Source organism: Paenibacillus sp. MZ03-122A (assembly GCF_024213325.1).
GTDB classification, from domain to species: Bacteria; Bacillota; Bacilli; order Paenibacillales; family Paenibacillaceae; genus Paenibacillus; species Paenibacillus polymyxa_B.
Genome location: NZ_JANAVI010000019.1, coordinates 33,863 through 56,510 on the forward strand (window position 1 = coordinate 33,863; position 22,648 = coordinate 56,510).

Annotated in this window: 20 protein-coding genes; 2 read left to right on the top strand and 18 right to left on the bottom strand. The window is 45.7% G+C overall.

The genetic code is table 11. The annotated features are described in order from the left end of the window. Positions 1 to 153: 153 nt before the first annotated feature. The 4 genes from dnaJ to hrcA all read right to left on the bottom strand — a co-directional run bounded on the left by dnaJ (position 154) and on the right by hrcA (position 5,189). Entirely contained in the window at positions 154 to 1,284 is a 1,131-nt protein-coding gene (gene dnaJ, locus NLX74_RS23665) for a molecular chaperone DnaJ (protein ID WP_069290025.1), read from the bottom strand. Between the two features lie 247 nt (positions 1,285 to 1,531). Continuing rightward, positions 1,532 to 3,376, bottom strand: a complete 1,845-nt coding sequence (dnaK, locus tag NLX74_RS23670; RefSeq protein WP_013311171.1) for a molecular chaperone DnaK — start codon at positions 3,374 to 3,376, stop codon at positions 1,532 to 1,534. Positions 3,377 to 3,463: 87 nt separating this feature from the next. Next, entirely contained in the window at positions 3,464 to 4,036 is a 573-nt protein-coding gene (gene grpE / locus NLX74_RS23675; protein ID WP_013311172.1) for a nucleotide exchange factor GrpE, read from the bottom strand. 121 nt (positions 4,037 to 4,157) lie between these two features. Continuing rightward, positions 4,158 to 5,189 carry a heat-inducible transcriptional repressor HrcA gene (hrcA, locus tag NLX74_RS23680; protein WP_013372178.1) on the bottom strand — a complete coding sequence of 344 codons (1,032 nt, stop codon included), beginning with the start codon at positions 5,187 to 5,189 and terminating at the stop codon, positions 4,158 to 4,160. A 338-nt stretch (positions 5,190 to 5,527) separates the two neighbouring features. On the opposite strand from hrcA, the gene NLX74_RS23685 reads away from it, so the two are divergent. After that, entirely contained in the window at positions 5,528 to 6,094 is a 567-nt protein-coding gene (locus NLX74_RS23685; protein ID WP_254330599.1) for a hypothetical protein, read from the top strand. Between the two features lie 82 nt (positions 6,095 to 6,176). Here the strand turns inward: NLX74_RS23685 and NLX74_RS23690 are convergent, their stop codons facing one another. From NLX74_RS23690 to gpr, 6 genes are all read right to left on the bottom strand, one after another. Continuing rightward, on the bottom strand, positions 6,177 to 6,653 hold the full coding sequence (locus tag NLX74_RS23690) for an N-acetyltransferase (RefSeq protein ID WP_254330601.1): 477 nt from the start codon (positions 6,651 to 6,653) through the stop codon (positions 6,177 to 6,179). Positions 6,654 to 6,810: 157 nt separating this feature from the next. Beyond that, positions 6,811 to 7,998, bottom strand: a complete 1,188-nt coding sequence (hemW, locus tag NLX74_RS23695; protein WP_039272303.1) for a radical SAM family heme chaperone HemW — start codon at positions 7,996 to 7,998, stop codon at positions 6,811 to 6,813. Between the two features lie 401 nt (positions 7,999 to 8,399). After that, positions 8,400 to 10,214, bottom strand: coding sequence for a translation elongation factor 4 (gene lepA / locus NLX74_RS23700; RefSeq protein WP_029515362.1), 1,815 nt, complete (start codon positions 10,212 to 10,214; stop codon positions 8,400 to 8,402). A 71-nt stretch (positions 10,215 to 10,285) separates the two neighbouring features. Next, positions 10,286 to 10,798, bottom strand: coding sequence for a hypothetical protein (locus NLX74_RS23705; RefSeq protein ID WP_235309317.1), 513 nt, complete (start codon positions 10,796 to 10,798; stop codon positions 10,286 to 10,288). A gap of 27 nt (positions 10,799 to 10,825) precedes the next feature. Next, entirely contained in the window at positions 10,826 to 12,085 is a 1,260-nt protein-coding gene (locus NLX74_RS23710; protein WP_069290028.1) for a stage II sporulation protein P, read from the bottom strand. 223 nt (positions 12,086 to 12,308) lie between these two features. Then, the gene (gene gpr / locus NLX74_RS23715; protein ID WP_039272306.1) at positions 12,309 to 13,310 is read right to left on the bottom strand and encodes a GPR endopeptidase; all 1,002 of its coding nucleotides are present in this window, start codon (positions 13,308 to 13,310) and stop codon (positions 12,309 to 12,311) included. A 198-nt stretch (positions 13,311 to 13,508) separates the two neighbouring features. On the opposite strand from gpr, the gene rpsT reads away from it, so the two are divergent. Then, complete coding sequence (rpsT, locus tag NLX74_RS23720) at positions 13,509 to 13,781, top strand: 30S ribosomal protein S20 (protein WP_013311181.1); 273 nt, start codon at positions 13,509 to 13,511, stop codon at positions 13,779 to 13,781. A 141-nt stretch (positions 13,782 to 13,922) separates the two neighbouring features. On the opposite strand, the gene holA is transcribed toward rpsT, so the two are convergent. From holA to NLX74_RS23760, 8 genes are all read right to left on the bottom strand, one after another. Then, positions 13,923 to 14,954 carry a DNA polymerase III subunit delta gene (gene holA, locus NLX74_RS23725; RefSeq protein ID WP_254330603.1) on the bottom strand — a complete coding sequence of 344 codons (1,032 nt, stop codon included), beginning with the start codon at positions 14,952 to 14,954 and terminating at the stop codon, positions 13,923 to 13,925. Positions 14,955 to 15,167: 213 nt separating this feature from the next. Further along, positions 15,168 to 16,628 carry an anti-sigma factor gene (locus tag NLX74_RS23730; RefSeq protein ID WP_254330604.1) on the bottom strand — a complete coding sequence of 487 codons (1,461 nt, stop codon included), beginning with the start codon at positions 16,626 to 16,628 and terminating at the stop codon, positions 15,168 to 15,170. Next, a complete protein-coding gene (locus tag NLX74_RS23735; protein WP_013311184.1) occupies positions 16,625 to 17,173 on the bottom strand; it encodes an RNA polymerase sigma factor in 549 nt (182 codons plus the stop codon). The genes NLX74_RS23730 and NLX74_RS23735 overlap by 4 nt, the downstream gene beginning before the upstream one ends. Positions 17,174 to 17,400: 227 nt before the next feature. Continuing rightward, on the bottom strand, positions 17,401 to 18,390 hold the full coding sequence (locus NLX74_RS23740; protein WP_254330606.1) for an iron-hydroxamate ABC transporter substrate-binding protein: 990 nt from the start codon (positions 18,388 to 18,390) through the stop codon (positions 17,401 to 17,403). 126 nt (positions 18,391 to 18,516) lie between these two features. Further along, on the bottom strand, positions 18,517 to 21,090 hold the full coding sequence (locus NLX74_RS23745) for a ComEC/Rec2 family competence protein (RefSeq protein WP_254330635.1): 2,574 nt from the start codon (positions 21,088 to 21,090) through the stop codon (positions 18,517 to 18,519). Further along, positions 21,020 to 21,172 (bottom strand): hypothetical protein, encoded by a 153-nt coding sequence (locus NLX74_RS25945; protein ID WP_254330637.1) that lies wholly within the window; start codon positions 21,170 to 21,172, stop codon positions 21,020 to 21,022. Before NLX74_RS25945 ends, NLX74_RS23745 begins: the two co-directional genes overlap by 71 nt. 180 nt (positions 21,173 to 21,352) lie before the next feature. Next, positions 21,353 to 21,871: a deoxycytidylate deaminase gene (locus tag NLX74_RS23755; protein WP_025723414.1), complete on the bottom strand. Its 519-nt coding sequence runs from the start codon at positions 21,869 to 21,871 to the stop codon at positions 21,353 to 21,355. 88 nt (positions 21,872 to 21,959) lie between these two features. Continuing rightward, positions 21,960 to 22,607: a ComEA family DNA-binding protein gene (locus NLX74_RS23760; RefSeq protein ID WP_254330608.1), complete on the bottom strand. Its 648-nt coding sequence runs from the start codon at positions 22,605 to 22,607 to the stop codon at positions 21,960 to 21,962. Positions 22,608 to 22,648: the final 41 nt, after the last annotated feature.

Here is a 22,648-nt window from a genome sequence, read left to right on the forward strand (position 1 = left end):
TTTCTACTTGATATTAAGTCTCAACAGTTCAACATGCCTATACAAAAATGGTTATGTATGTGTTTACGTGAATATAAAAAAAGGAAACTATCCCGCAATTGCGGAATAGTTTCCTTTGATTCATGGTTGAAGCTCCGCGATTCCTAATTGGGCTTAGTCGCCTCGGAAGGCGCGCTTCACACGGTCAAAAAAAGACTGCTCATTCTCATGTGTCTGCTCTCCGCTAAGCGAAGAGAACTGACGCAGCAAATCCTTTTGTTCCTCACTCAGTTTACTAGGCGTTACCACAACGACCTTAATATGCTGGTCACCCTGACCTACGCCGCGCAGTTTTGGCACACCTTTGCCTTTAAGACGGAAGTAAGTACCTGTTTGTGTACCTGCTGGAACTTTCAGCTTCACTTTCTCGGTCAACGTTGGGATCTCGACTTCATCTCCCAATGCTGCTTGTGAGAACGTCAGCGGAATTTCACAGTAGATATCGTCTCCCTCACGCTCAAAGAAGTCGTGCGATTTCACGCGGAACACGACGTACAAGTCACCTGCCGGTCCTCCGTTGACACCGCCTTCGCCTTCACCGTTAATACGCATTTGTGCGCCGTCATCCACACCCGCTGGAATACGGATATGAATTTTACGTTGCTTGCGTACCCGACCCGAACCGCTACAAGTCGTACATTTTTCTTTAATGATTTTACCGGAACCGCTGCAATTGGAGCAGGCGCGTCGATTAACCATACGACCAAATGGTGTATTTTGCACCACTTCTTCCTGTCCGCTACCGTGGCAGACGGAGCAGGTTTGTGGTTGAGTACCCGCTTTGGCTCCCGTACCGTGACATGTATCACATGTTTCCGTACGTTCAATATGAATGTCGGTTTCTTTACCGAACACCGCTTCCTTGAATTCAATCGTCATCGTATATTGAAGATCGTTCCCACGCTGCGGTGCATTCGGATCGCGTCGACCGTTGCCGCCGCCACCAAAGAACATATCAAAAATATCGCCAAACCCGCCACCGAAGTCGGCACCACCACCAAAGCCGCCTCCCATGCCCTGGTTCGGGTCTACATGACCATACTGGTCGTATCTTGCCCGCTTCTGACCATCGCTGAGAACATCGTAAGCTTCTTTCACTTCTTTAAATTTAGTTTCCGCGTCCGCAGCCTTGTTCACGTCCGGATGATACTGACGCGCAAGCTTACGGTAAGCCTTTTTGACTTCTTCATCCGAAGCGCCCTTCGCGACGCCCAGCACCTCATAATAATCACGCTTATCAGCCAATGTTCCACCCCCATGCCTACAACGTGTCTGCACTACATATAAAAGGAAAGCCAAAGGCACGGGATGACCCGGCTTTGACCTTCCCATCATTTCAAGGCAGTACAACCCGTAATATGCTTATTTATCTTGGAAATAACTGTTACCCTTCGGCTAATTGTTATTTATCAAGGCAGCTACGCTGCAATTACTATTCAGTATATCATAACGCATCGGTGTACCGTAAAGCTACCACTACCCGATCCGTAACTTAGTCTTTCTTCTGGTCTTCGTCAACAACTTCATAGTCCGCGTCAACCACATTGTCGCGGCCTTTGCTGTCTGCTGCGCCATCTTGAGCTTGTTGAGCCTGTGCTTCTTGAGCCGCTTGCTCATACAGCTTCACAGACAATTGCTGAACGATTTCAGTCAGTTCTTCAGTAGCTTTTTTGATGTCTTCCAGGTTGTCGGTTTCCAGCGTTTTTTGCAGATTTTCTTTAGCTGCATTTGCTTTTTCGACTTCGCCTGCATCCGCTTTTTCGCCCAGATCTTTAATCGTTTTGTCTACAGAGTAGATCAGTTGATCCGCAGCGTTTTTCGCTTCTACCAAATCTTTGCGTTTTTTATCTTCTTCCGCATGCAACTCGGCATCCTTCATCATACGTTCTACTTCCTCATCGCTCAAGCCGCTGGAAGATGTGATCGTAATTTTTTGGCTTTTGCCTGTGCCTTTATCTGTAGCGGATACGTTCACGATACCGTTCGCATCCAGATCAAAGGTAACTTCGATTTGTGGTACACCACGTGGTGCTGGAGGGATATCTCCCAATTGGAAACGACCCAACGTTTTGTTGCCTGCTGCCATTTCACGTTCACCTTGCAACACGTGAATTTCTACGCTAGGCTGATTGTCGGCATACGTCGAGAACACCTGCGATTTGCTCGTAGGGATCGTCGTGTTACGATCAATCATTTTAGTAAATACGCCACCTGCGGTTTCAATACCGAGGGACAGTGGAGTTACGTCAAGGAGAACGACGTCTTTGACATCACCAGTCAGTACACCTGCTTGAACTGCCGCGCCCAAAGCTACCACTTCATCAGGGTTTACGCCTTTGTGAGGCTCTTTACCTGTCAGCTTTTTGATTGCTTCTTGTACAGCCGGAATACGTGTGGAACCACCGACCAGAACGATTTTGTCGATGTCGCTGGCACTCATGCCTGCATCTTTCATCGCTTGACGAGTAGGTCCCAAAGTACGTTCTACCAGACCTTCAGACAATTCTTCAAATTTCGCACGAGTCAGGTTCAACTCCAAATGCTGTGGAACGCCATCAGCTACTGTGATAAACGGCAAAGAAATCGTCGTTGTCAGTACGCCAGACAGTTCTTTTTTCGCTTTTTCCGCTGCATCTTTCAGACGTTGTACAGCAGCTTTATCTTTGCTTAGGTCAATGCCTTGATCTTTTTTGAACTCATTTACGAGGTAATCAATAATCACTTGGTCAAAGTCATCGCCACCCAGCTTGTTATCGCCGCTTGTTGCTTTAACTTCGAAGAAACCGTCGCCCAGTTCCAGAATGGATACGTCGAATGTACCACCACCCAGGTCATACACGAGGATCGTTTGGTCTTCGGATTTTTCCATACCGTATGCCAATGCAGCTGCTGTTGGCTCATTGACAATCCGCAGAACTTCCAGACCGGCAATTTTACCTGCATCTTTGGTTGCTTGACGTTGACCGTCATTGAAGTAAGCTGGAACAGTGATAACAGCTTGAGAAACCGTTTGTCCCAGGTAAGCTTCAGCATCGGATTTCAGCTTTTGCAAAATCATAGCGGAAATTTCCTGTGCGGAATATTCCTTGCCGTCAATGCTTTCTTTATGATTTGTACCCATGTGACGCTTGATGGACATGATTGTACGATCTGGGTTCGTAATTGCTTGGCGTTTTGCCGTTTCCCCTACAGTACGTTCTCCATCTTTTTTGAAACCAACAACGGAAGGGGTTGTGCGTGCGCCTTCCGGATTTGGAATAACGACCGCTTCGCCGCCCTCCATAACAGCCACACAAGAGTTGGTTGTACCTAAGTCAATACCGATTACTTTGCTCATCGGACAATTCCTCCTTCTGTATATACGAGGCCCGCAGGCCAGAATGGTTGAATCAAATTGATGTATTTCTAATGTATATTGAAAAAGCTACATGCTCACTTTTACCATCGCTGGACGAAGCACCTTGTCCTTCAGCATGTATCCTTTTTGTACCTCTTCAACGACGATGCCTTCCTCATGCTCTTCGCTCTCTACCTGCATAATAGCCTGATGGAAATCAGGATTAAACGGTTGTCCCACTGAATTCATGGCCGTTACTCCCTCTGCCTGAAGCACACTCTCAAACTGGCGGAAAATCATTTCCACGCCTTTGCTGAATGACTCAGACTCCGCTCCTTGCGGTGCTGTTGCCAGCGCACGCTCGAAGTTATCCAAAACAGGCACCAACTCGGTAACCAGCTTCATAGATGCATATTTGGCAAGGTCTTCTTTTTCTTTCAGCGTACGACGGCGAAAATTATCAAAATCCGCCTGAGCGCGTAAAAACCGTTGCTGATGCTCTTCCGCCTGAGCGCGAAGCTTAGTCAGCTCTGTTTCGCTTTCTTGGTCTTCCAGTGCCGCCGCTTCATTAACCGGCTCTTCCTGCTGGCTCGTTTCGGCGGCTTCCTCTGTGCTTACATTTTGTTGTTTTTCTTCTTGGAACGCTTGTTCTTCCTTCAAAATGTTTCACCTCCTTCAAGTCATAACTACCTTTACAAAAACACGCAACAATGCACCCGCGCAGGATACAAACCGTATCCCGGCGCGGAACATGTAGTACCGCAACCTATGCGGTCTTGTTCTATTTAAACCGCTGCGTTAGCATTGCGGTCAAATCCTTAGACAGGATACCCAAAATATTAATAACTCTCGCATATTCCATCCGTGTCGGACCCAGTATGCCTATAGTGCCCAACGCTTCTCCGTCTACTGCATACGTGGCAGTAATTAGGCTACAATTGGCAAACGCTTCATGATCATTTTCAGTGCCGATGCGGACTTGAATTTCAGGTGCTCCGGCAACAGGTGTCATTAGTTTAAGTAGCGTTGGTGTTTCCTCCAGCAGATCGAGAATATGTTTAACCTTTTCTACATCTTTAAATTCAGGTTGATTGAGCATGTTCGTCGCACCGCTCAAATACAAGCGCTGATCCGATTCATTATCCAGTGCTTTATCCAGCACCTTCATAGCGTCCTCAAAATGAGACACATGCTTCTCCATCTCCTGACCAAGTGCGGTGTAAAGGCGTGATTTAAGCTGATAAATCGGCACACCGACCAGCTTGCTGTTCAGTAAATTCACAACCTTCTCCATCTCGGAAATTGAAATTCCCGGTGGAATATCTACCGTTTTATTCTCCACCTGACCGGTATTGGTCACGATTATCGCCACAGCCGTCGTTTCGTTGAGCGGCAGCAGCTGAAAATGACGCAATGAAGTATGAAAAACCTCCGGCCCAAGCAGGATGGAAGTATAATTGGTCATATGGGACAAAATGCCTGACGCATGCTGGATCACTTGCTCCATTACATTCAGCTTTTCGGCGTAAAAGGCTTTCAGTTCCCGCATTTCCATAGGCTTCAGTGTATTCAGTGGCACCAGATGGTCCACATAATAACGGTAGCCTTTATGAGACGGGATGCGTCCCGCAGAAGTATGGGGTTGCTCCAGATAGCCCTGTTCCTCCAAATCCGACATTTCATTACGGATTGTGGCCGGGCTGAATCCGACATCCTGCCTTTTGGATATGCTGCGGGAACCCACTGGCTCAGCCGAACGAATGTAGTCATCAATAATCGCATTCAGAATGAGTCTCTGACGTTCGGTTAACAAGCGAATCCCCCCTTGTTGTTTATCCATAATAGCATGATTGTTAATGGAATCATTAGCACTCGTTCGCGATGAGTGCTAACCGTTAATACAAAAATACCAAACCGACCTGATCATTGTCAAGTCAGTTCAGTATTTTCAATAAACAAGATTTATCACAACAGTTTAGTTTACTGGAATGAATCCACAACGTTTACACTTTTTCACGAAAAATCTCAATATACAGCGCATAAAAACCGTATTTATGTATAGTGACACAGAAAATAGAAAAATTCGAGACTATGTCTCCATACCATTATAGCTTCTTTTATAGCTTCTTTGTCCTTGAGGAGGAATTAAATTTGAGAACTAATCGCCGCAATCTTTTATACGCATTGATCGCACTTTTACCTACAATTTGTATGTTTCAAATTTTAATCGAGTTGTTTCCGTATACAAGACTAGGAAGAATAGTTGCTTTGCCATTGGTATTCATCCTGAATGCAGCCCTTATTATTTCAGTCATCCATTTAATTCGTAAATTAAGCCCCCTGTGTTGTGCCTTAATCTTGGTTCCTACAATACTTTTAAGCATATGGAATACCATTTTGTTTTACCCTCAAGAATCCAGTCCAAGTATTCCCAAGCAAATAAAATACAGTATATCGGCAATACAACATTACGATGATTTAACACTAGCCGATTGGGAAGGATATACATATAGTCCAAGCAGAAGCGGAGCGTCTGAAAGATATGTTGTCGCCTTGTATAAATATAAACACCGAGTTCCATTAGCCGGCACTGCATACTTTTATAATGATACTGATTATCATAAGGACCATCCGATAAGAAGCCTGAATGGAATACCTTCCGAACTGGAGCCTCATCATCAATTCATTTGGTGGTTGCTCAAAACATATGAGAAATGAATCAGGATTAAACAATGTAGCCTGTATAATATACGCATGATTAGGTCCTGATGAAAAAAGAACTGACCTCATTATTGACAGGTCAGTTCAGTACTTTCAACACTGCGATTTCATCACAATTGTTTTGTTTACTACAGTGAATGCAGTCGGTCCATACCTTTTCAGGGAAAATCTCTTTGCTTACTACATCAAAACCGTTTTTTATAAAAAAGGAGACCTCGTAGGTCAATGCCATAATTTTAGGAATACGTTGTCGCTGAGCTTCTATAATAAGGCCCTCCACGAGCTTAGAGCCTATACCCATACCTTTGTGTCCTTCAGAGATGCCAAGGGAGCGAATCTCTACCAGATCAGCGCCCAATTTGCATAAAGAACCACAACCAACAACTTCGCCGTCCACCTCTGCAACAATAAACAGCTCCAGTTGGCGCGTAAGCACTTCCCTCGAACGTGGCAGCATAATCCCCCGCTCTGCATAGCCGCTAATCATTTGATATAAAGGCTCCACATCCTCAGGAACCGCACTTCTGCACAATACATCTTTACACACTGAAGCCATATTGCTCTCCTCCTGCCGCTTGCCGCATATAATGAATAAATATACAACATAACGCATAGAATCGCAATACTCCATTTACCCTGATGTGACAGAATGGTGTTATAAAATGATCTTCCCAGCTTATAAAGTTGAAACGTACTGTACTGAAGCCTACGACTTATGAATTTACCGTGATAGAACCGATGAACTCTGCAAATACATCATTTCCGAATAAAATGCCGCGTTCACTCAAACGATAACCGTCCTCAATGGATTCGATTAACCCGGCATTGAGCATTTTTCCGAGAGGAGCAGTAAATGTATCCTCCAACGCCTGACCGAATTGAGCTTCAAAACGGGACTTAGAAACGCCCTCTAGCATTCTCAAACCGACCATAAGAAAATCCTCCATAGCTTCCGCCGCTGGCACCTCAAAGCTATCCAGACGTGGCAAACCATTACGACTAGCCTCCACATAAGGGTTAATACCCTTAATGTTCATATGACGCTCTCTGCCAACATATCCATGTGCCCCTGCGCCGAGACCGTAATAGTCTTCATTTCGCCAATAGGTCATGTTGTGCTTGCTCCCCAAGCCTGGTTTTGCAAAATTGCTAATCTCATACTGCTCATAACCCGCTTCTTTCATGCGACGCATGAGGAGTAAATACATTTCCAGTTCATCATCCTCGTGTGGAAGCGGTAGCTGATTTTTCTGATACAGCGTGTGGAAGAGCGTATTTTCTTCAACCTTCAAGCTGTAGATAGAGTAATGAGGAAGCTCCAGCTCTAGTGCTCTACTCACGCTTTCATGCAGCATGTCCACCGTTTGATTCGGCAAACCGAACATCAGGTCAATCGACAAGTTGTCCAAGCCTACCTTACGGGCGTTTTCCAAACTACGATATACGTCATCTGTACTGTGAATACGACCTATACCTGTGAGTAGCTCATTCTGAAAAGCCTGTACACCAAAGCTCAGTCGATTGACGCCGCCTTCTTTCATCACAGAGAGTTTTTCAAAATCAGTGGTGCCTGGATTGGCTTCCATGGAAAACTCAATATCTTCCGCCCAATGTGGAAAATAGGTTCGGACACTCTTCAGAAAATACTCCATTTCCTTCGGGTTTAGGGTTGTTGGTGTTCCACCCCCGACAAAAATGGTTTTAATCTCTCCTGGCGGGTGAAGCTTGACTGTATGTTCCATTTCTCGTTCCAGTGCATACAGATATTCCATAACAGGTTGATCCTTGAGCACATAAGAGTTGAAATCACAGTAAAAGCATTTATTCGTGCAAAAAGGTATATGCAGGTAAACCGCTTGAGGGGCGGATGAATGTTCATGTTTTTGTATGGATGCGGTCATACCGATCCTCCTTGTCAATTCAGGGAATAGTGAAAAAATACGCCGAAGGTCGAGATCAACCGCTTCGTGTTCCATTTGATCTTCTGATCGCTGTTACTTCCCAATTTTCTATTATATAAGCACTCTTACAGTTAAAATTGGGGAGTAAAGGCTACGCTTCTCCAGATTCAAATGGACCACTCCGCCGCTGCCTACCACCATCGGTCATTTTTTTGTGGTGTAGTTGTTGCAGTAAGAGTAAAGCATCTTTAGAAATACGCTTAAAGATGCTGTTGTTATACTATTTTTGCAACTGAGATAACAAACACTCCATCTCTGGATAGCTTGCTCAAATAAATAACGTCCATTCTCCATGCACGGCAAATGCCCCATGAAAGAATGGACGAATACTTCAAGCAGCTTTACTCATCTATTTTCAGTACCGCCATAAATGCTTCCTGTGGTACTTCTACGTTACCGACCTGCTTCATACGCTTCTTGCCCTCTTTTTGCTTTTCAAGCAGCTTCCGTTTACGAGAAATATCGCCGCCGTAGCATTTGGCCAAGACGTTTTTACGCATCGCCTTAACGGTTTCACGCGCCACAACCTTTGTTCCCACAGATGCCTGGATCGGCACCTCAAACATTTGACGCGGGATGAGCTCGCGCAGCTTCTCACAGATAATACGTCCGCGATGATAAGCCCGATCTCTATGCACGATGAACGACAGCGCATCGACCTGCTCGCCATTCAACAAAATATCCATTTTCACCAGGTTGGACTGGCGATAGCCTGAAATCTCATAATCAAAGGAAGCATAGCCTTTGGTACTTGATTTAAGCTGATCGAAGAAATCATATACGATTTCAGACAGCGGAATTTGATACGTAATGGTTACCCGTGTCGTATCCAGGTATTCCATATTTACGTATTCCCCACGCTTGGTTTGACAAAGCTCCATCACCGTACCTACGTAATCATTAGGGACGATAATACCTGCTTTTACATAGGGCTCTTCCACATGTTCAATCCGTCCGATTTCCGGATAATTCGATGGGTTGTCGATCTGGATCGTTTCCCCATTCGTCAACTTTATGCGGTAAATAACGCTTGGTGCTGTTGTAATCAGCGGAATGTTAAATTCACGTTCAATCCGCTCCTGGATAACGTCCATATGAAGCAGACCAAGGAATCCGCAACGGAAGCCAAAGCCCAACGCGCTTGATGTTTCCGGCTCAAAACTGAGCGAAGCATCGTTCAACTGTAGCTTTTCAAGCGCCTCACGCAGATCGTTATACTCCGATGTTTCGATTGGATACAGACCGCAATAAACCATCGGATTTATTTTGCGATAACCTGGCATCGGTTCTAATGTTGGATTTTTTGCATCTGTCACGGTATCCCCGACACGCGTATCGCCTACATGCTTAATTCCGGCAACGATAAAGCCAACATCACCGATATTCAGCTCGTCCACAATGTTCATACGCGGCATAAAAGCACCAACTTCAATAACCTCAAACGTTTTGTCAGTCGCCATCATTTTAATTTTCGAACCGGCTCGAATACTACCATCCACGACGCGAACATATACGATAACGCCTTTATAAGGATCATAGTGCGAATCGAAAATGAGTGCCTTGAGCGGATTATCCGGATTACCTTGCGGAGCAGGCACACTTCTGACTACCTGCTCCAAAATTTCCTTGATACCGATTCCAGCTTTGGCTGAAGCATGCACGGTCTCGCTTGTATCCAAGCCGATAACATCCTCGATTTCCTGTTTTACCCGTTCAGGATCAGCACTTGGCAAATCAATCTTGTTAAGCACCGGCAAAATCTCCAGATTGTTATCTAACGCCAAATATACGTTAGCCAACGTCTGTGCCTCGATTCCCTGCGCGGCGTCTACTACCAGCAAAGCACCTTCACAGGCTGCCAAACTACGGGATACCTCATACGTAAAATCGACGTGTCCCGGTGTATCAATCAAATTCAAAATGTACTCTTCGCCGTCATCGGCCTTATAAGTGAGTCGCACTGCCTGGAGCTTGATCGTAATTCCGCGCTCCCGTTCCAACTCCATCTGGTCAAGCACTTGTTCCTGCATTTCACGAGAAGTGAGTGCACCGGTATATTCTAAAATCCGGTCAGCCAGCGTGGATTTACCATGGTCTATATGTGCAATGATACTAAAGTTCCGAATTTTACGTTGTCTTGCCAAAATGTCAGTCATGCCTTACCCCCACACAATGCCTAGTGTCAATCAGCTTATTATAGCAGTTGTAAGGGGGGTCAGCAATATTTCTATTCTGTTACTCCATCAAATACAGATACGACCCATCGAATGCCCTGTCTCGACAGGTTTTGAAGCAACCCAGCTGTTTTGTCCGCCATGGTATCCACCGAGGCTTGCTGTTCCTTGACGGCCAGCAGTTCACGCGGTGTCTCCAGGCCCTGAGTATTGACATGCTGCACAGTCGTCGAATACCACCTGGATGCCCCATGCTCCGTCTGTTCCTCATTTTCTTCCCTTCCACTAGCTTCGTTTATACCCACTCCCGTTGTCGGCTCAACCTTAACATTTCCACTTGTGCTATACGTACCGCTATATGCACGAGTGTTAGCTGCGGGTGTATCCTCAATAACCGTCTGTTCATATCCGACTTTCTGATGATTTACCGATTGAATCGTATCCCCATTCCATTCCGGTCCATACACTGAACGAAGGCCAGATCCTGCCAGTTGCATACCGAGTAGAATGCCTGCCCCCATGAGCAGTACAAATCCAAGTGCTTTCTTACGAAAATGTCCAGACATTACCCTTCCCCCTTACCGCTACCTCATTTAATTGCCGCTGTTGCTCTTTTTTGTATCCGATACGTTAGTGCCCGCTTTCTGAGCTTTCTGATCTTCCCAATACACTTCACCGATCATGTCCGCCAAAACGTCCGAGGTACGTTTTAACTCCTCCTCGGTGTTGTCAATACCCCCAATTTCGATCAAAATACTGTGGGAAGACAAGCTTTGATTGTACTCACCGTTATTGCCTTTGCCACCATCTTTCCCCCATACACCACGTGATACGCCGTGATACGATTTTTCCAACTTTTCATGAATACGAGCAGCAAAAGCTTCATTCTCGCGCCAATTTTTGTTGTCATGCCCGATAATAAAATATACCTTGGCATAGGAAAGCCCATTAATGGTTGCTGTTGTTTTTCCGTGACGTTGTGAATCTCGATGGATATCAAGCAGATAAGTTAAACCTTTATTTCCAGCTAAAGCTTCCTTGACTGTTTCGCGTGAATATTTATAGGAGTAGTTCCAATTGTAATTTTGAACTGTAGTGGCATAATCCTTGTTTACATGCAATGTGGATATCCCTTGCTTTTCCAGCCTCTTCTTTACAAAGTCCCCTACCCTTGACACATTAGCTGATTTAGAACCTGAATTAGGATTGGAACTGGTTTTGCTGAGTAGTGGGTTATATGCTTCTCTGGGATGAGAATGGTAGATTAATATACGCTTGTCCCCTTTGGCTGTATCACCTGGATGATCCTCACGTACCGGGTCTGTTTCCGGTGTTGTCGGAATATCCGGCGTAGTAGTCGGTGGATTCTCAGATGTATCTGAGCCACCAGGGGCATCCGTCGTCCCCTGATCGGGCTGATAATCCGTAGGACCCTCTACCTTGGTGTTCCCCGAACCCTTACGCAGCAAGACAGGTGCTCCTGCAGACATACCAGGAATTTCACGAGAAATGAGACTTTTAGGGTCCTGCGGATTAATACCTGTAAGCATCTGAAAAACAAAAGGCGACCATTGTTCACCCGACAACGAAGATTGCTGCTTCTTTTGTGCCAAATGAGGTACTTCCATACCTAGCATATCCGCGAAAAAACCGCTGGACACCGATCCTGCCAATCCTTTCATGGAAGAAACAGGAGAGGTTTGTAGACGATTTTCTGCCAATCCCCCTAGCCCCAAAACGACAAATAAAAGCGCCGAGCCCATGATCAGCAGCACAAGCGTGTGTCCCATCGCCAAAATTTCGATACCTTTTCTTCTCCATCTTCCGACGTTCCAGGTCTGAATTTTTTTCATGTGAGCCTTGTCCTCCTTCGTCCCGTCGAAACCCGCTTTATTTAGGAACATAGGGTTCCTATCTGCTACGGAAATCTCTTATACTTCAACTCTATGAACGGAGAACAATTGCTAGAACACAAAAAATCTCTACTACAGATATATCACCTCCCTTTTTGAAAGAGATTAGATTCCTGTTAGATAGAGACTTTTGTGTATGAAATACGATTTTACCAACCCTTGATTAATGCGTATAGGCGGCGACATTGCCAGGATCAACAGCTTCGTGCAGAGCAGCGTTCAATCCAGTAGCAATAATGTTCGCGATATCTTCAATAAATTCATCGATCTCTTTAGGAGTCACAATCAGATCATGCCCCAGCGGTTGTAGGACCTCTCTCACAAGCCCAAGTCTCTCAGGTTCTGAAATATCGTCCAACATCCCCAGGATTGCTTTTGTAGAAGCCTTTTCTTTGGTAAAATGTGTTTTCATCAGTTCAATTACGTTATTGACAATGGTCGAAGCGTAGCATACCGTTGGTACGCCGATAGCGATACACGGAACGCCCATAATATCCTTGGTGATACCGCGCCGCTTGTTGCCAATACCTGAACCCGGATGTATCCCGATATCGGCCACCTGAATGGTCGTGTTGACGCGCTCCAGTGAACGTGACGCCAGAGCGTCAATGGCAATAATCAGTTCTGGCTTTGTGCGATCCACGATGCCTTGAACAATTTCACTGGACTCGATCCCCGTAATACCCAGGACGCCCGGTGCAATTGCGCTTACATCTCGATAGCCCGGGTTGATTTGATCAGGTGTCAGTTCAAAAAATTGACGAGTCACCATTAAATTTTCAACGACAAGCGGACCCAGCGAATCGGGAGTGACGTTCCAGTTGCCCAGACCTACCACCAGTACCTTTGCCGTATTAGAGATTCCTATTTTTTGTATAAAATGCTCCATTTCTTTTGCAAATGCAATAGCGACACGTTGCTGGAGCCCCGTGTCGCCTTCACGCAGGCCGGGTACTTCTAGTGTGACGTAATGTCCTTGTACCCGCCCAATACGGTTGGCTCCTTCTTCATTCAGTACATCCAGCCGTGTGATTTTGATTCCGTTATCTTCCTCCACATTCTCACTTATGCCTGCCAGAGGTACAGGCTGATCCCGTTCGGCCAGTTCTCTTGCCTCTAATGCCAAATCCGTGCGTACCGCATACTTCTGCAAATCCAGATCCATCTTTTAAGCCTCCTTGGATACCATCTTTGACTATAGTGTGCGAGACACCCAACAGGTTTATGCACATCCATTTTCATCCTGTAATTCGCATCGCCTCAGAATGTTTTCTTATTGCAATTTGAGGTGTGGCATGCTAAAATATTTTAAGTTGTGAAACGTTTGTGTTCATAAGTAATGCCTTTACAGGAGGTGAATGTAATGCCAAACATCAAATCCGCTATCAAACGCGTTAAAACTAGCGACAAACGCCGTGCGTTGAACGCTTCCCAAAAATCTGCGCTTCGTACAGCAGTAAAAGCTGCCGATACAGCGTTGGTAGGTAACGAAGCTGAAACTGCTGCTGCTGCTTTCAAAGTAGCTTCCCAAAAGCTGGACAAGGCTGTAACTAAAGGTCTGATCCACAAAAATGCAGCTGCTCGCAAGAAATCCCGCTTGGCGAAAAAACTTAACGCTCTTACAGCTCAAGCGTAAGCAAGAGCTACTTTCATACGTTAATGAAAAAAACCTGACCAGCCTTGGCTGATCAGGTTTTTTAGTTTATAACTTTTATTAATTTATAGAGTCAGCTTTTCACGATACATTAGCTGACTCTATAACAGCACATGGAGGGAATTAGATTGAAGCCCCCGCACCCATTTTCATTAAAAATAATTCCAGTCCCAGTACCTTATCAACGACACCTGTTTTCATATGATAATCCAGCTCGCCCAATTCGTAGAGAAGCTGACGCAGCTGCTCAGGGCGAAACCTCCGCGCTTGGTCTCCTGCAACTTTCACTCCATAAGGATGCAAACTAAGCTGACTCGCAATTTGTTGCTGGGAATAGCTTTGACCTGCCAGCTCTTTGACCTGCAACATAATACGGAACTGGCGCGTGATCAAAGCGGCAATCTTGATCGGTTCCTCTTTTTGCTTAAGCAACTCATAGAAAATACTGAGTGCCTTATCCAGCCGCAAATTAGCCAGATCCTCAACCATCGCAAATACGTTTTGCTCTGTGTTGCGAGGCACCAGGGATTCTATATCAGCAGATGAGATGGTTCCCTGTGCTCCTGCGTACAAGCAAAGCTTGTCTATCTCGGCAGCCAAGGATTGCAGCCCGGTACCTGTGAATTGAATGAGACTTTCAGCAGCTCCTGCTGCCAATTGCACTTCTCTTTCTCCTGCACGCTTATGAATCCAAGCCACAAGATCATCTCCACCCATTGGAGCAAAAGCAATAACCGAAGCATCACTTTTCAGTTTTTTGACAATCTTTTTCCGTTCATCCAACTTTTCAGCCTGAACCGTAAAAACGATGACGCTATAGTCAGTCGGGTTATCCATATAAGTCAACAGCGTCTCAAGCCGGTGCTCTATCTTACCGCTATCTTTGCCTGCTGCAAATACACTGGTATCCCGTACAATAATCAGCTTCTTTGGTACCAGAAAAGGCGCTGTTTCCGCCTCCTCCACGACCACCTCAATGGGCGTTTCGGTTAAATCATAAGGAATGATGGCGAAGTCACGATGCTCCTCTTCCACCACTTTCTCTTTAAGCATCTCAACAAACTGCTTCATTTGATATTTTTCACTGCCGTATAGCAAATACACTGGCGAAATGTCGCCTTTGCGAATAGCCTTAGAGGCTGTTTTTATATCCATTTTCCGTTCCCCCCACCCACTGATCGTACCCGACATCCGAACGGAAGGCAAGTCATGATACAAACGAAGGGACCCTGCCTATAGGCAGGATCCCTTCACCACCATCTATATCAACACGGCAGCAGAAAGCTCTAGAAACTTTCGGCCGTCGGGATACGACGTCGGTTCATATAGTTTATTCTCTGTTTTTAAAAGTGTGTCAACTTACGGAAACTATTTTCCAGTGCTGCGCGGGACGGTGTACGTATATTTACTTGCTGTCCCATCCTGCTCCGTCTCATACATAAAGGTCTGGCTGTCTTCTGACCAGCTGCCTTTGACCCAGGCACCTTTTAAAGTACGGACTTCCAGGGTTGTTCGGTCTACACCGTTATCGGAAAGCTTATACACTTTCAGCTTTTTGCCCTCAATAGCCACCGCATAGCTACCATCAGGCGAGTTGAGCTGATCTGTAGATGCGGATTGGGCACTATAGCTGGAAGCATTATCGTTGTCTGGAGAGACCAGTGAATTAGATACAAAGCCTTCTTTACGAACTGGGTCTTGTGACACGGATGATTGCTGATCATTAGAAGCTGCATTGCTGCTATCCGTTCCCGAGGCATTCCCCGAATCCTTAGTGATGCTTTTGGAAGTCGTGTCTTTCGACGTTTCGTTTGACGCAATCCGCTCCTGCACCTTCAATTCCTGACTAAGCGACGAAGATGAATCATTCGTACTTGTGCTATCGTTATTACCGTCCTGAGCCGTACCCGTACCCGCTAAGGGCGCTTTTTCCATTTTCGGTTCTAACTGTTCATCAGATGCAATCGTAGGTTGATCAGATTTTTCCTGACTTAACTGTTTGTCCTCAGATTTAGGAGCATCTGCAGCAGACGGATTTTCCTTTGTCATCTGACGATCCGTACGTAGCTGTCCCTGCCCTTCCTCCTGACGAGAAGAACGTTCAGCTGGTGCAGATTTCGTCGAGTCTTCCTCCCCAGCTCGCTGATCGTCACGTTTCCCAGCATCCCGTTTGGAAGAGTTCTTTTCATCGTCTGCATTGGTTGCACCTTTGCTCAGGTCAGGATCTTTATCCGCAGGTAGCTGAGATGCATTCGTTCCTTGCCCCTGCTCTGATGGCTGCTGTGTAGAATCCGAACCAATGGCTGCATCACGGCCTCCACTGCCATTGGATGTATCTGGAAGAATTCCCGTCTGATTCTGCGGATTCGTCACTTCGGGCGTCTGGGTTGTAAGTATGCCTTCCGCATCCTGCACTGTTTTAGGCTCGAAGTTAAATACTACAATCCCCAGTACAACAGCAGCAGCAGCCACGCCCATAGCAGCGCGCCCAGCCATTCGATTCCACCAAGGTGTAGGCTGGGTACGCTGTCTAGGCACTGGTCCAGGCTCTACAGTCACAGGCTGCATTTCCTGAAGCGCACTTCCCTGCTCTTCACGTGCGCGGTCAATGGCATCAAGCTGAGGCATGATGGAATCCACCAGGCTGAACGCCGGGGAAACCGCAGGCAATTCCTCCAGCTCGCGAGAGAGTGTCTGAAGAATAAGAAATTTTTCCGCACAGTCCGGGCAAGTCGCAATATGGTTCATTAATTGGGACGTTTCTTCTTCGCCCAGCTCATGATCCACATAACGCTGCATCCAATCCATCACCTCTTCCCCACACTTCATCCTGATACACCACCTTTCTGATATTCCTGAAGTAGCCCTTGCAATTGCTGTCTTGCACGATATAAGTATGACTTGACCGTATTTAGCGGCAAATCCAGAGAATCTGCAATCTCGTTATAGGAAAAATCCTGCAGATATCTTAAGACAATTACCGTCCGGTGGTGCTCCGGAAGTTGTTGTATAGCCTCACGAACATCCTGTGCCATATAAGAGGTCAACACCTCGACCTCCACGTTTTGGGGATCGTTGAATATCATGTCGTGCTCGTCAATGGAAACCGAGGGCTTCGTTCTTCTGAATTTGTCGATGCATATATTCGTTACAATGCGTTGGACCCAGGTTTTAAACTGCGCTTTTTCCTCATAAGAGTTAATTTTGGAATAGATCCGTATGAGGGCTTCTTGTGAAGCATCCATGGCGTCCTGCTCATTGTTTAGAATGTAATATGCCGTACGGTACACATGCTGTTCTATCTCTCTTAATAGGGTAATGAGAGCGTCGCGATCGCCCGATTGAGCGGCTCGAATGAGTCCCTGCTCTACCACAAAGGATCCCCCTCTCCCTGCAATATTACAGACGTATCCATTTTGCAAATTGTTGCAGGATAGACGTCTGACACTAATTTTATTTTTTTAACAAAAAAAATTATACCAAAAAGCCCAGAATCCCCAGCATATCCTCCCTTAGAATAACAGAAAAAGGGAAGGTAGTCACCTTCCCCTAGCTCCTACATACATCTAAATGCTAGCCTTCGAACTGCAAGATCATATTGTTACTTCTTGGAAACCAAAAAATCAGATATGAGTTCTAATTGATAAGTCAGAGCAATCGGATCTTGAAAATAAAAATCGTCGATTGAGTATTGATATACTTTACCTGATTTAACGGCAGAAAGGTTCTTCCACACACTTTTAGATAAAATATCTTTTCCTTGGTCTGCTCCGTCGCCTCTAATACCCAACATTAAAAAATCGGCATCGCCCAGCATCTCCGGTAAAGCCTCTATTGAAATGCTGGCCCACCCCTTCTCGAACGCTGCCTTTTCTATCTTCTCAGGAGCATGAAGTCCCAGCTCGTCATAAAGTATGGCTCCACCACGTCCATAAGATTTTCCATATAGATATAATTCTTTTCCTGTAATCTCAAAAATAGCGATTTTTTTGCCCGAATCAATGACGTCAGACAAAGCCTGTTTCTTCTCAGCAATCTTGGTTGCAAAATCAGCTAGGCAATTCTTCGCTTCCTGCTCCTTGTTTAACACTTTGCCCAGCTCCATCAGACGATCCTTATATTGATATTTACCATATGGAATAAACACAGTAGGCGCTATTTTTTTCAGATTTTCATATGCTTTCTCATCATAGGTAATGATCAGATCCGGCTTTAGGGTGATCACCTTTTCAAGGGACAACGCGGAGCTGTCACCGATATTTTCAACACCATTCAAGTATTTTTTATAATATGGAGCATTAAATACGGTATCTGGAGCCCCTACAGGTGTAATACCAAGTGCTAGCACATCACCTACATAATCACCGACTGCTACTACGACACGCTGGGGATGCTCAGGAAGAGTAATTGTACCTTTATCACTTTCATATGTACGTGTGGCAGCCTCATCTCCAATTGATGTGGTCTTGGAAGCAGTCGATTGACCGCTTTCTGTTACAGTCCCACCCCCACTTGTAGCGCATGCACTCAATACCAGCATTAATGAAATGATGAACAAATAAGCCAATGCTCTAAATTTAAAATAACTCACAATATTCCTCCCATTAATAATGATTCTCATTTTCATTACTCATATGATTCTATCAAAGCTTACAGCTACTGTCCATGCAGATTGGATACAAAGCAAACAGCCCACTCCTGAGAGTGAGCACCCGTTTTAGTATGTTGTTGTATTAGTATCTGTTTTGTACTGTTTGCGTTGGTACCTCACACTCAGTTTTCCTTGCTGCGCTCGAATCTGTATCTCTCCCATCGTATCTGTTCGATATATAGCAGAATCAACTGCCGATAAACGTTCCAATACCGCTTCATTCGGATGTCCGTAAGTATTGGTCGCACCGACCGAAATAACGGATACTTTCGGTCGCCAGTAGGATAACCACTCTTCCGAGGTGGAATACTTGCTACCGTGATGTGCTATTTTCATGACATCTACAGCTTTCCCGACAGCCCCCGTTGCTCCCTTATCTTTCACACTTGATGAAAAACGAGTTAATTCAGAGAGCAACGACGACTCTGCTGCATCATCCATATCTCCTGTGAACAAAAAAGAGGCTCCCTCCATCTCCAATATCATGGCAACAGAGTAATGATTTTGCTCCTTCATAACAGGCAACTGCTCAGATTCGTTCTCCGGTGGCGTAAACGGATAGAGAAAGCGGATTTTCGTAGCCTGGTCTGGCTCCCATTCCATACTATGATGTGCACCGTACAGCTTAATCTGCTTGTCTAAAGCCGTGTTCAACAGCTTTCGGAATGGGGCTTTATCTGTCAGGGTACCATTAAAAAACAAGGTAGATACGGGAATCTGGTCAAGCACAGCCTGTAGTCCTCCTGCATGATCATGATCTCCGTGTGTTAAAATGACAGCGTCCAGCCGATGTACACCTCGTTGCTTTAGCAAGGGTACAATCGTATCTTCACCTACCTCATAGGGATCTGCGCGTTTGCGCCAAGCATTTTTCCCTGTAGCAAAGTCCATTGTACCCCCGCCATCCACCAAAATATGTTTCCCGCCCGGCGTGGTAATTAAAATGCTGTCACCTTGGCCCACATCCAGATATTGAACAGTTCCCGTATTTCCTCCACTAGGAGATTGGTAACCTGTATACAATATCCCAAGCCAGGCGATAACACTTAGAGCCAGTGCCAAATGACGATAACCATTCCACTGTCGACGCGCAAATTTCCCTGCTCCCTCAGGTTCATGAGCTGTATTCAAAACAGCAGCCCATTCGGCAGAAGCCGCTAATCCCGTATACACGGATGATGATATGGGAGTGGAATTCAAAACAGAATTATCGTCTGTTTGCCTGCGAGATGTCAGCCACGTTTTAAGCCAGTACAGAACACTATACAGAGCTGCGTAATACGCCATGACCCACAGGATGGAGGAAGACGGCCAAATACTCACATAAGCATCATCCACATTCAGCCATTTCACTAGTAAAAAGGTCAAATCGTTCAATTGCTCTGCCGGCCACGCAAGAATACGAGCCCCATCCCCCCACAAAAAGGAAAGCCCCATCGCCACCGTACCTATTGGAAGCACGATATATGTAATAAGGGGTACAAGCACAAAATTGGCCGCAAATGATAACAGCGAAAATTGATTAAAGTAGAATACCGTCATTGGAAACGAAACAAGCTGTGCCGTAATTGTAATCGCAACCTCACCGCCGATTAGGAAAGGCCATTTGGCGAAAAACGGCTTCATAAGCGGCATATAAATGAGCAACCCACCTGTCACCAAAAAGGAAAGCTGAAAGCTGACGCTAAGTAGATAATATGGATTCCAAATCAGCATGAGCAACGCGGATATACTTAAAATATTAAGTCCGTCTTTGAGCACGCCTCGTCGGGCTGCAAACAAGCCGATCATCGCCATAATTCCCGCCCTCACAACAGAGGGAGAAGCACCTGTCAGCAGGACATAAGCCGGAATGAGTATCAAAACGACTGTAAGAGATGTCTCGCGGCTAACTCTTAGTAGCTTGAGTAAATATAATAGTGTAGCTGCATATACCGCCACATGCATGCCCGATATTGCTAAAATATGCGTTAAACCAAGCTTCGTAAACTCGTTATACGTTGCTGGGTCCAACTCATCTGTTACCCCAAGCACCAGTCCTTTCATATATCCTGCGTGATGAAGTGATGTAAATGCCGATTCCATTCTCTGCCCTAGTTGCTCCCTTAGCTGATCATTCCATCTGAACAAAGTGTAGCGGTTCCACAGTGAAGCCTCCTGTTTCTGTAACGAGGCTACCCCATCGCCTTTGAAAAGCCAGTGGATTTCCTGTGTGTGCAGGTATTCACTGTAATCAAAGCCTCCAAAGTTCCCCGCTTTTGTAGGAGCCTTTAAGGTGCCCCGCACTAGGATTGCATCTCCACGTTGCCATGCTGCCGCAAGTTGCTGTTCCTGCTTGGCAGCCAACTTGATATGAACAATGACCTGTTCAGAAATTGGTGTACGATTCTCGTCCTTTTTCGAATGACTTCCGTAGTGATTGATTGAGGTGACTCTCATCTCAAACTGTGTTCGATCACCATCTACCTGTACTTTAGAAGCGATAAGCCCTGCTACTTGAACAGGCATGTCTTCCACCATAGAAGACGATACATGAAGAGCATCGGGAATACTGCTAACATTATGCGTATCATGCCAAAACCAATGAAATCCACCACCACTGAATGCAAGCCAAAGTAATACCATATGCCGGATGGGGATTTTCATCCATAAAGCTATAAGCGGAAAGATCAGGGTAACCCCCGCCCAGAGTAACAAAAGCATATGTCCAGAATACAGACATGCTCCCGCACTTCCTGTAATCCAACAAACAGTAAGGGTCAATATAGGTCTAGTTAACACAAGCTTAGCTTGAATACAATCACCTTCCGGTAGCAAACATTGCTTTCTGTCCAAAAAACACAAAACAAAAAGAACCTCTGACAAAATAGCATTCGTCAGAGGTTCTTCCTCGTTTACTTTTTTAATTCATTACATCCATCAGCGTTTCTTTTGGTGGATGATAGGTTTTCAGCATACGAAAGGCGATTCCCTTTTCCTCCATCATAGCACGAACCTTGTCGGCATCTTTGGGATAAGGTCGGTGGTATACAATCTCCACAATACCGCTGTTCGCCAACATATTGGCACACGTCCAGCATGGCTGGTCGGTGACATATACTGAAGAGCCTTCACGATCAATTCGGTCAGTAAACAGCAGCAGGTTCTGCTCCGCATGAATAGTGCGAATACAACGCTGCTTCTTAACCATTTCCTCACGCCCATCACGGTGAACGACCTCATACTCCTCTGAGATCATGCAGCCTGCCTCAGAACAGTCAGGTACCCCGGATGGTGCTCCATTATAGGCCGTCCCCAAAAGCTTTTTACCTTGTACAAGTACGGCTCCAACATGACGCCGCGCACAGCGCGAACGGGTGGATACCATATAAGCGATATCCATGAAATAGGTGTCCCAGTCCTTGCGTACATCTGCACTCATTTCCATCTCTCCCGTATAAACAAGTTAAAACGTAAACCATATCCGCTACCGCCGTTCTCAGGACCTGTACATTATAATCTTATATAAGTTACAAACTGACATACGGCTTCATTTTAGCCAACATTTTAGCTCCGATTCCCTTTACATGATCCAAATCGTTCACACGTTTGAACGCCCCGTGCTGATTACGGTAGTTCAGTATAGCCTCGGCTTTTTTAGCCCCAACCCCTGGTAATTCCATTAACTCAGCAGCAGTCGCCGTGTTGATGTTTACCTTTTTTTCGCCGGAATCGGGTGTAGTAACCGAATCACTTACCCTATTGGTGCTACTCGTCGTTGCACCACTCGAACTGACAATACCTGTGTCTGAGCTCGGATTCGCAACACCTGACTGCTTTACGGCACTTGAATTTCCCGCAATAGAGTTTTCGCTCACAGCAGCAGATACACCAGTAGAAATCTGCACAGTATCACGTTTCACATTGTCAGCGGCTTCAGCATTCCTACTGCGCTCAGCTTTGTCTGAAGGTTCTTTTACACCAGGCTTTTTCTGGGCGTAGTCACTGCTGCGCTGCGACTCATTTGGCTCTGTCTCCATCGCCACAGCCTGCTCCACCTTATGGTTAAGTAAAGTCCACTCTTCTTGCGGCTCAGAGCGCTGTCCTCCGGCAAATAAAATAAGTCCACTCCCGATTACAGCAAGCGTTATCGCTGTTCCTGTCCATACACGTTTCATTTCCGTATCGTCCCCTACTCCACATGGATTTCGGGAAATTG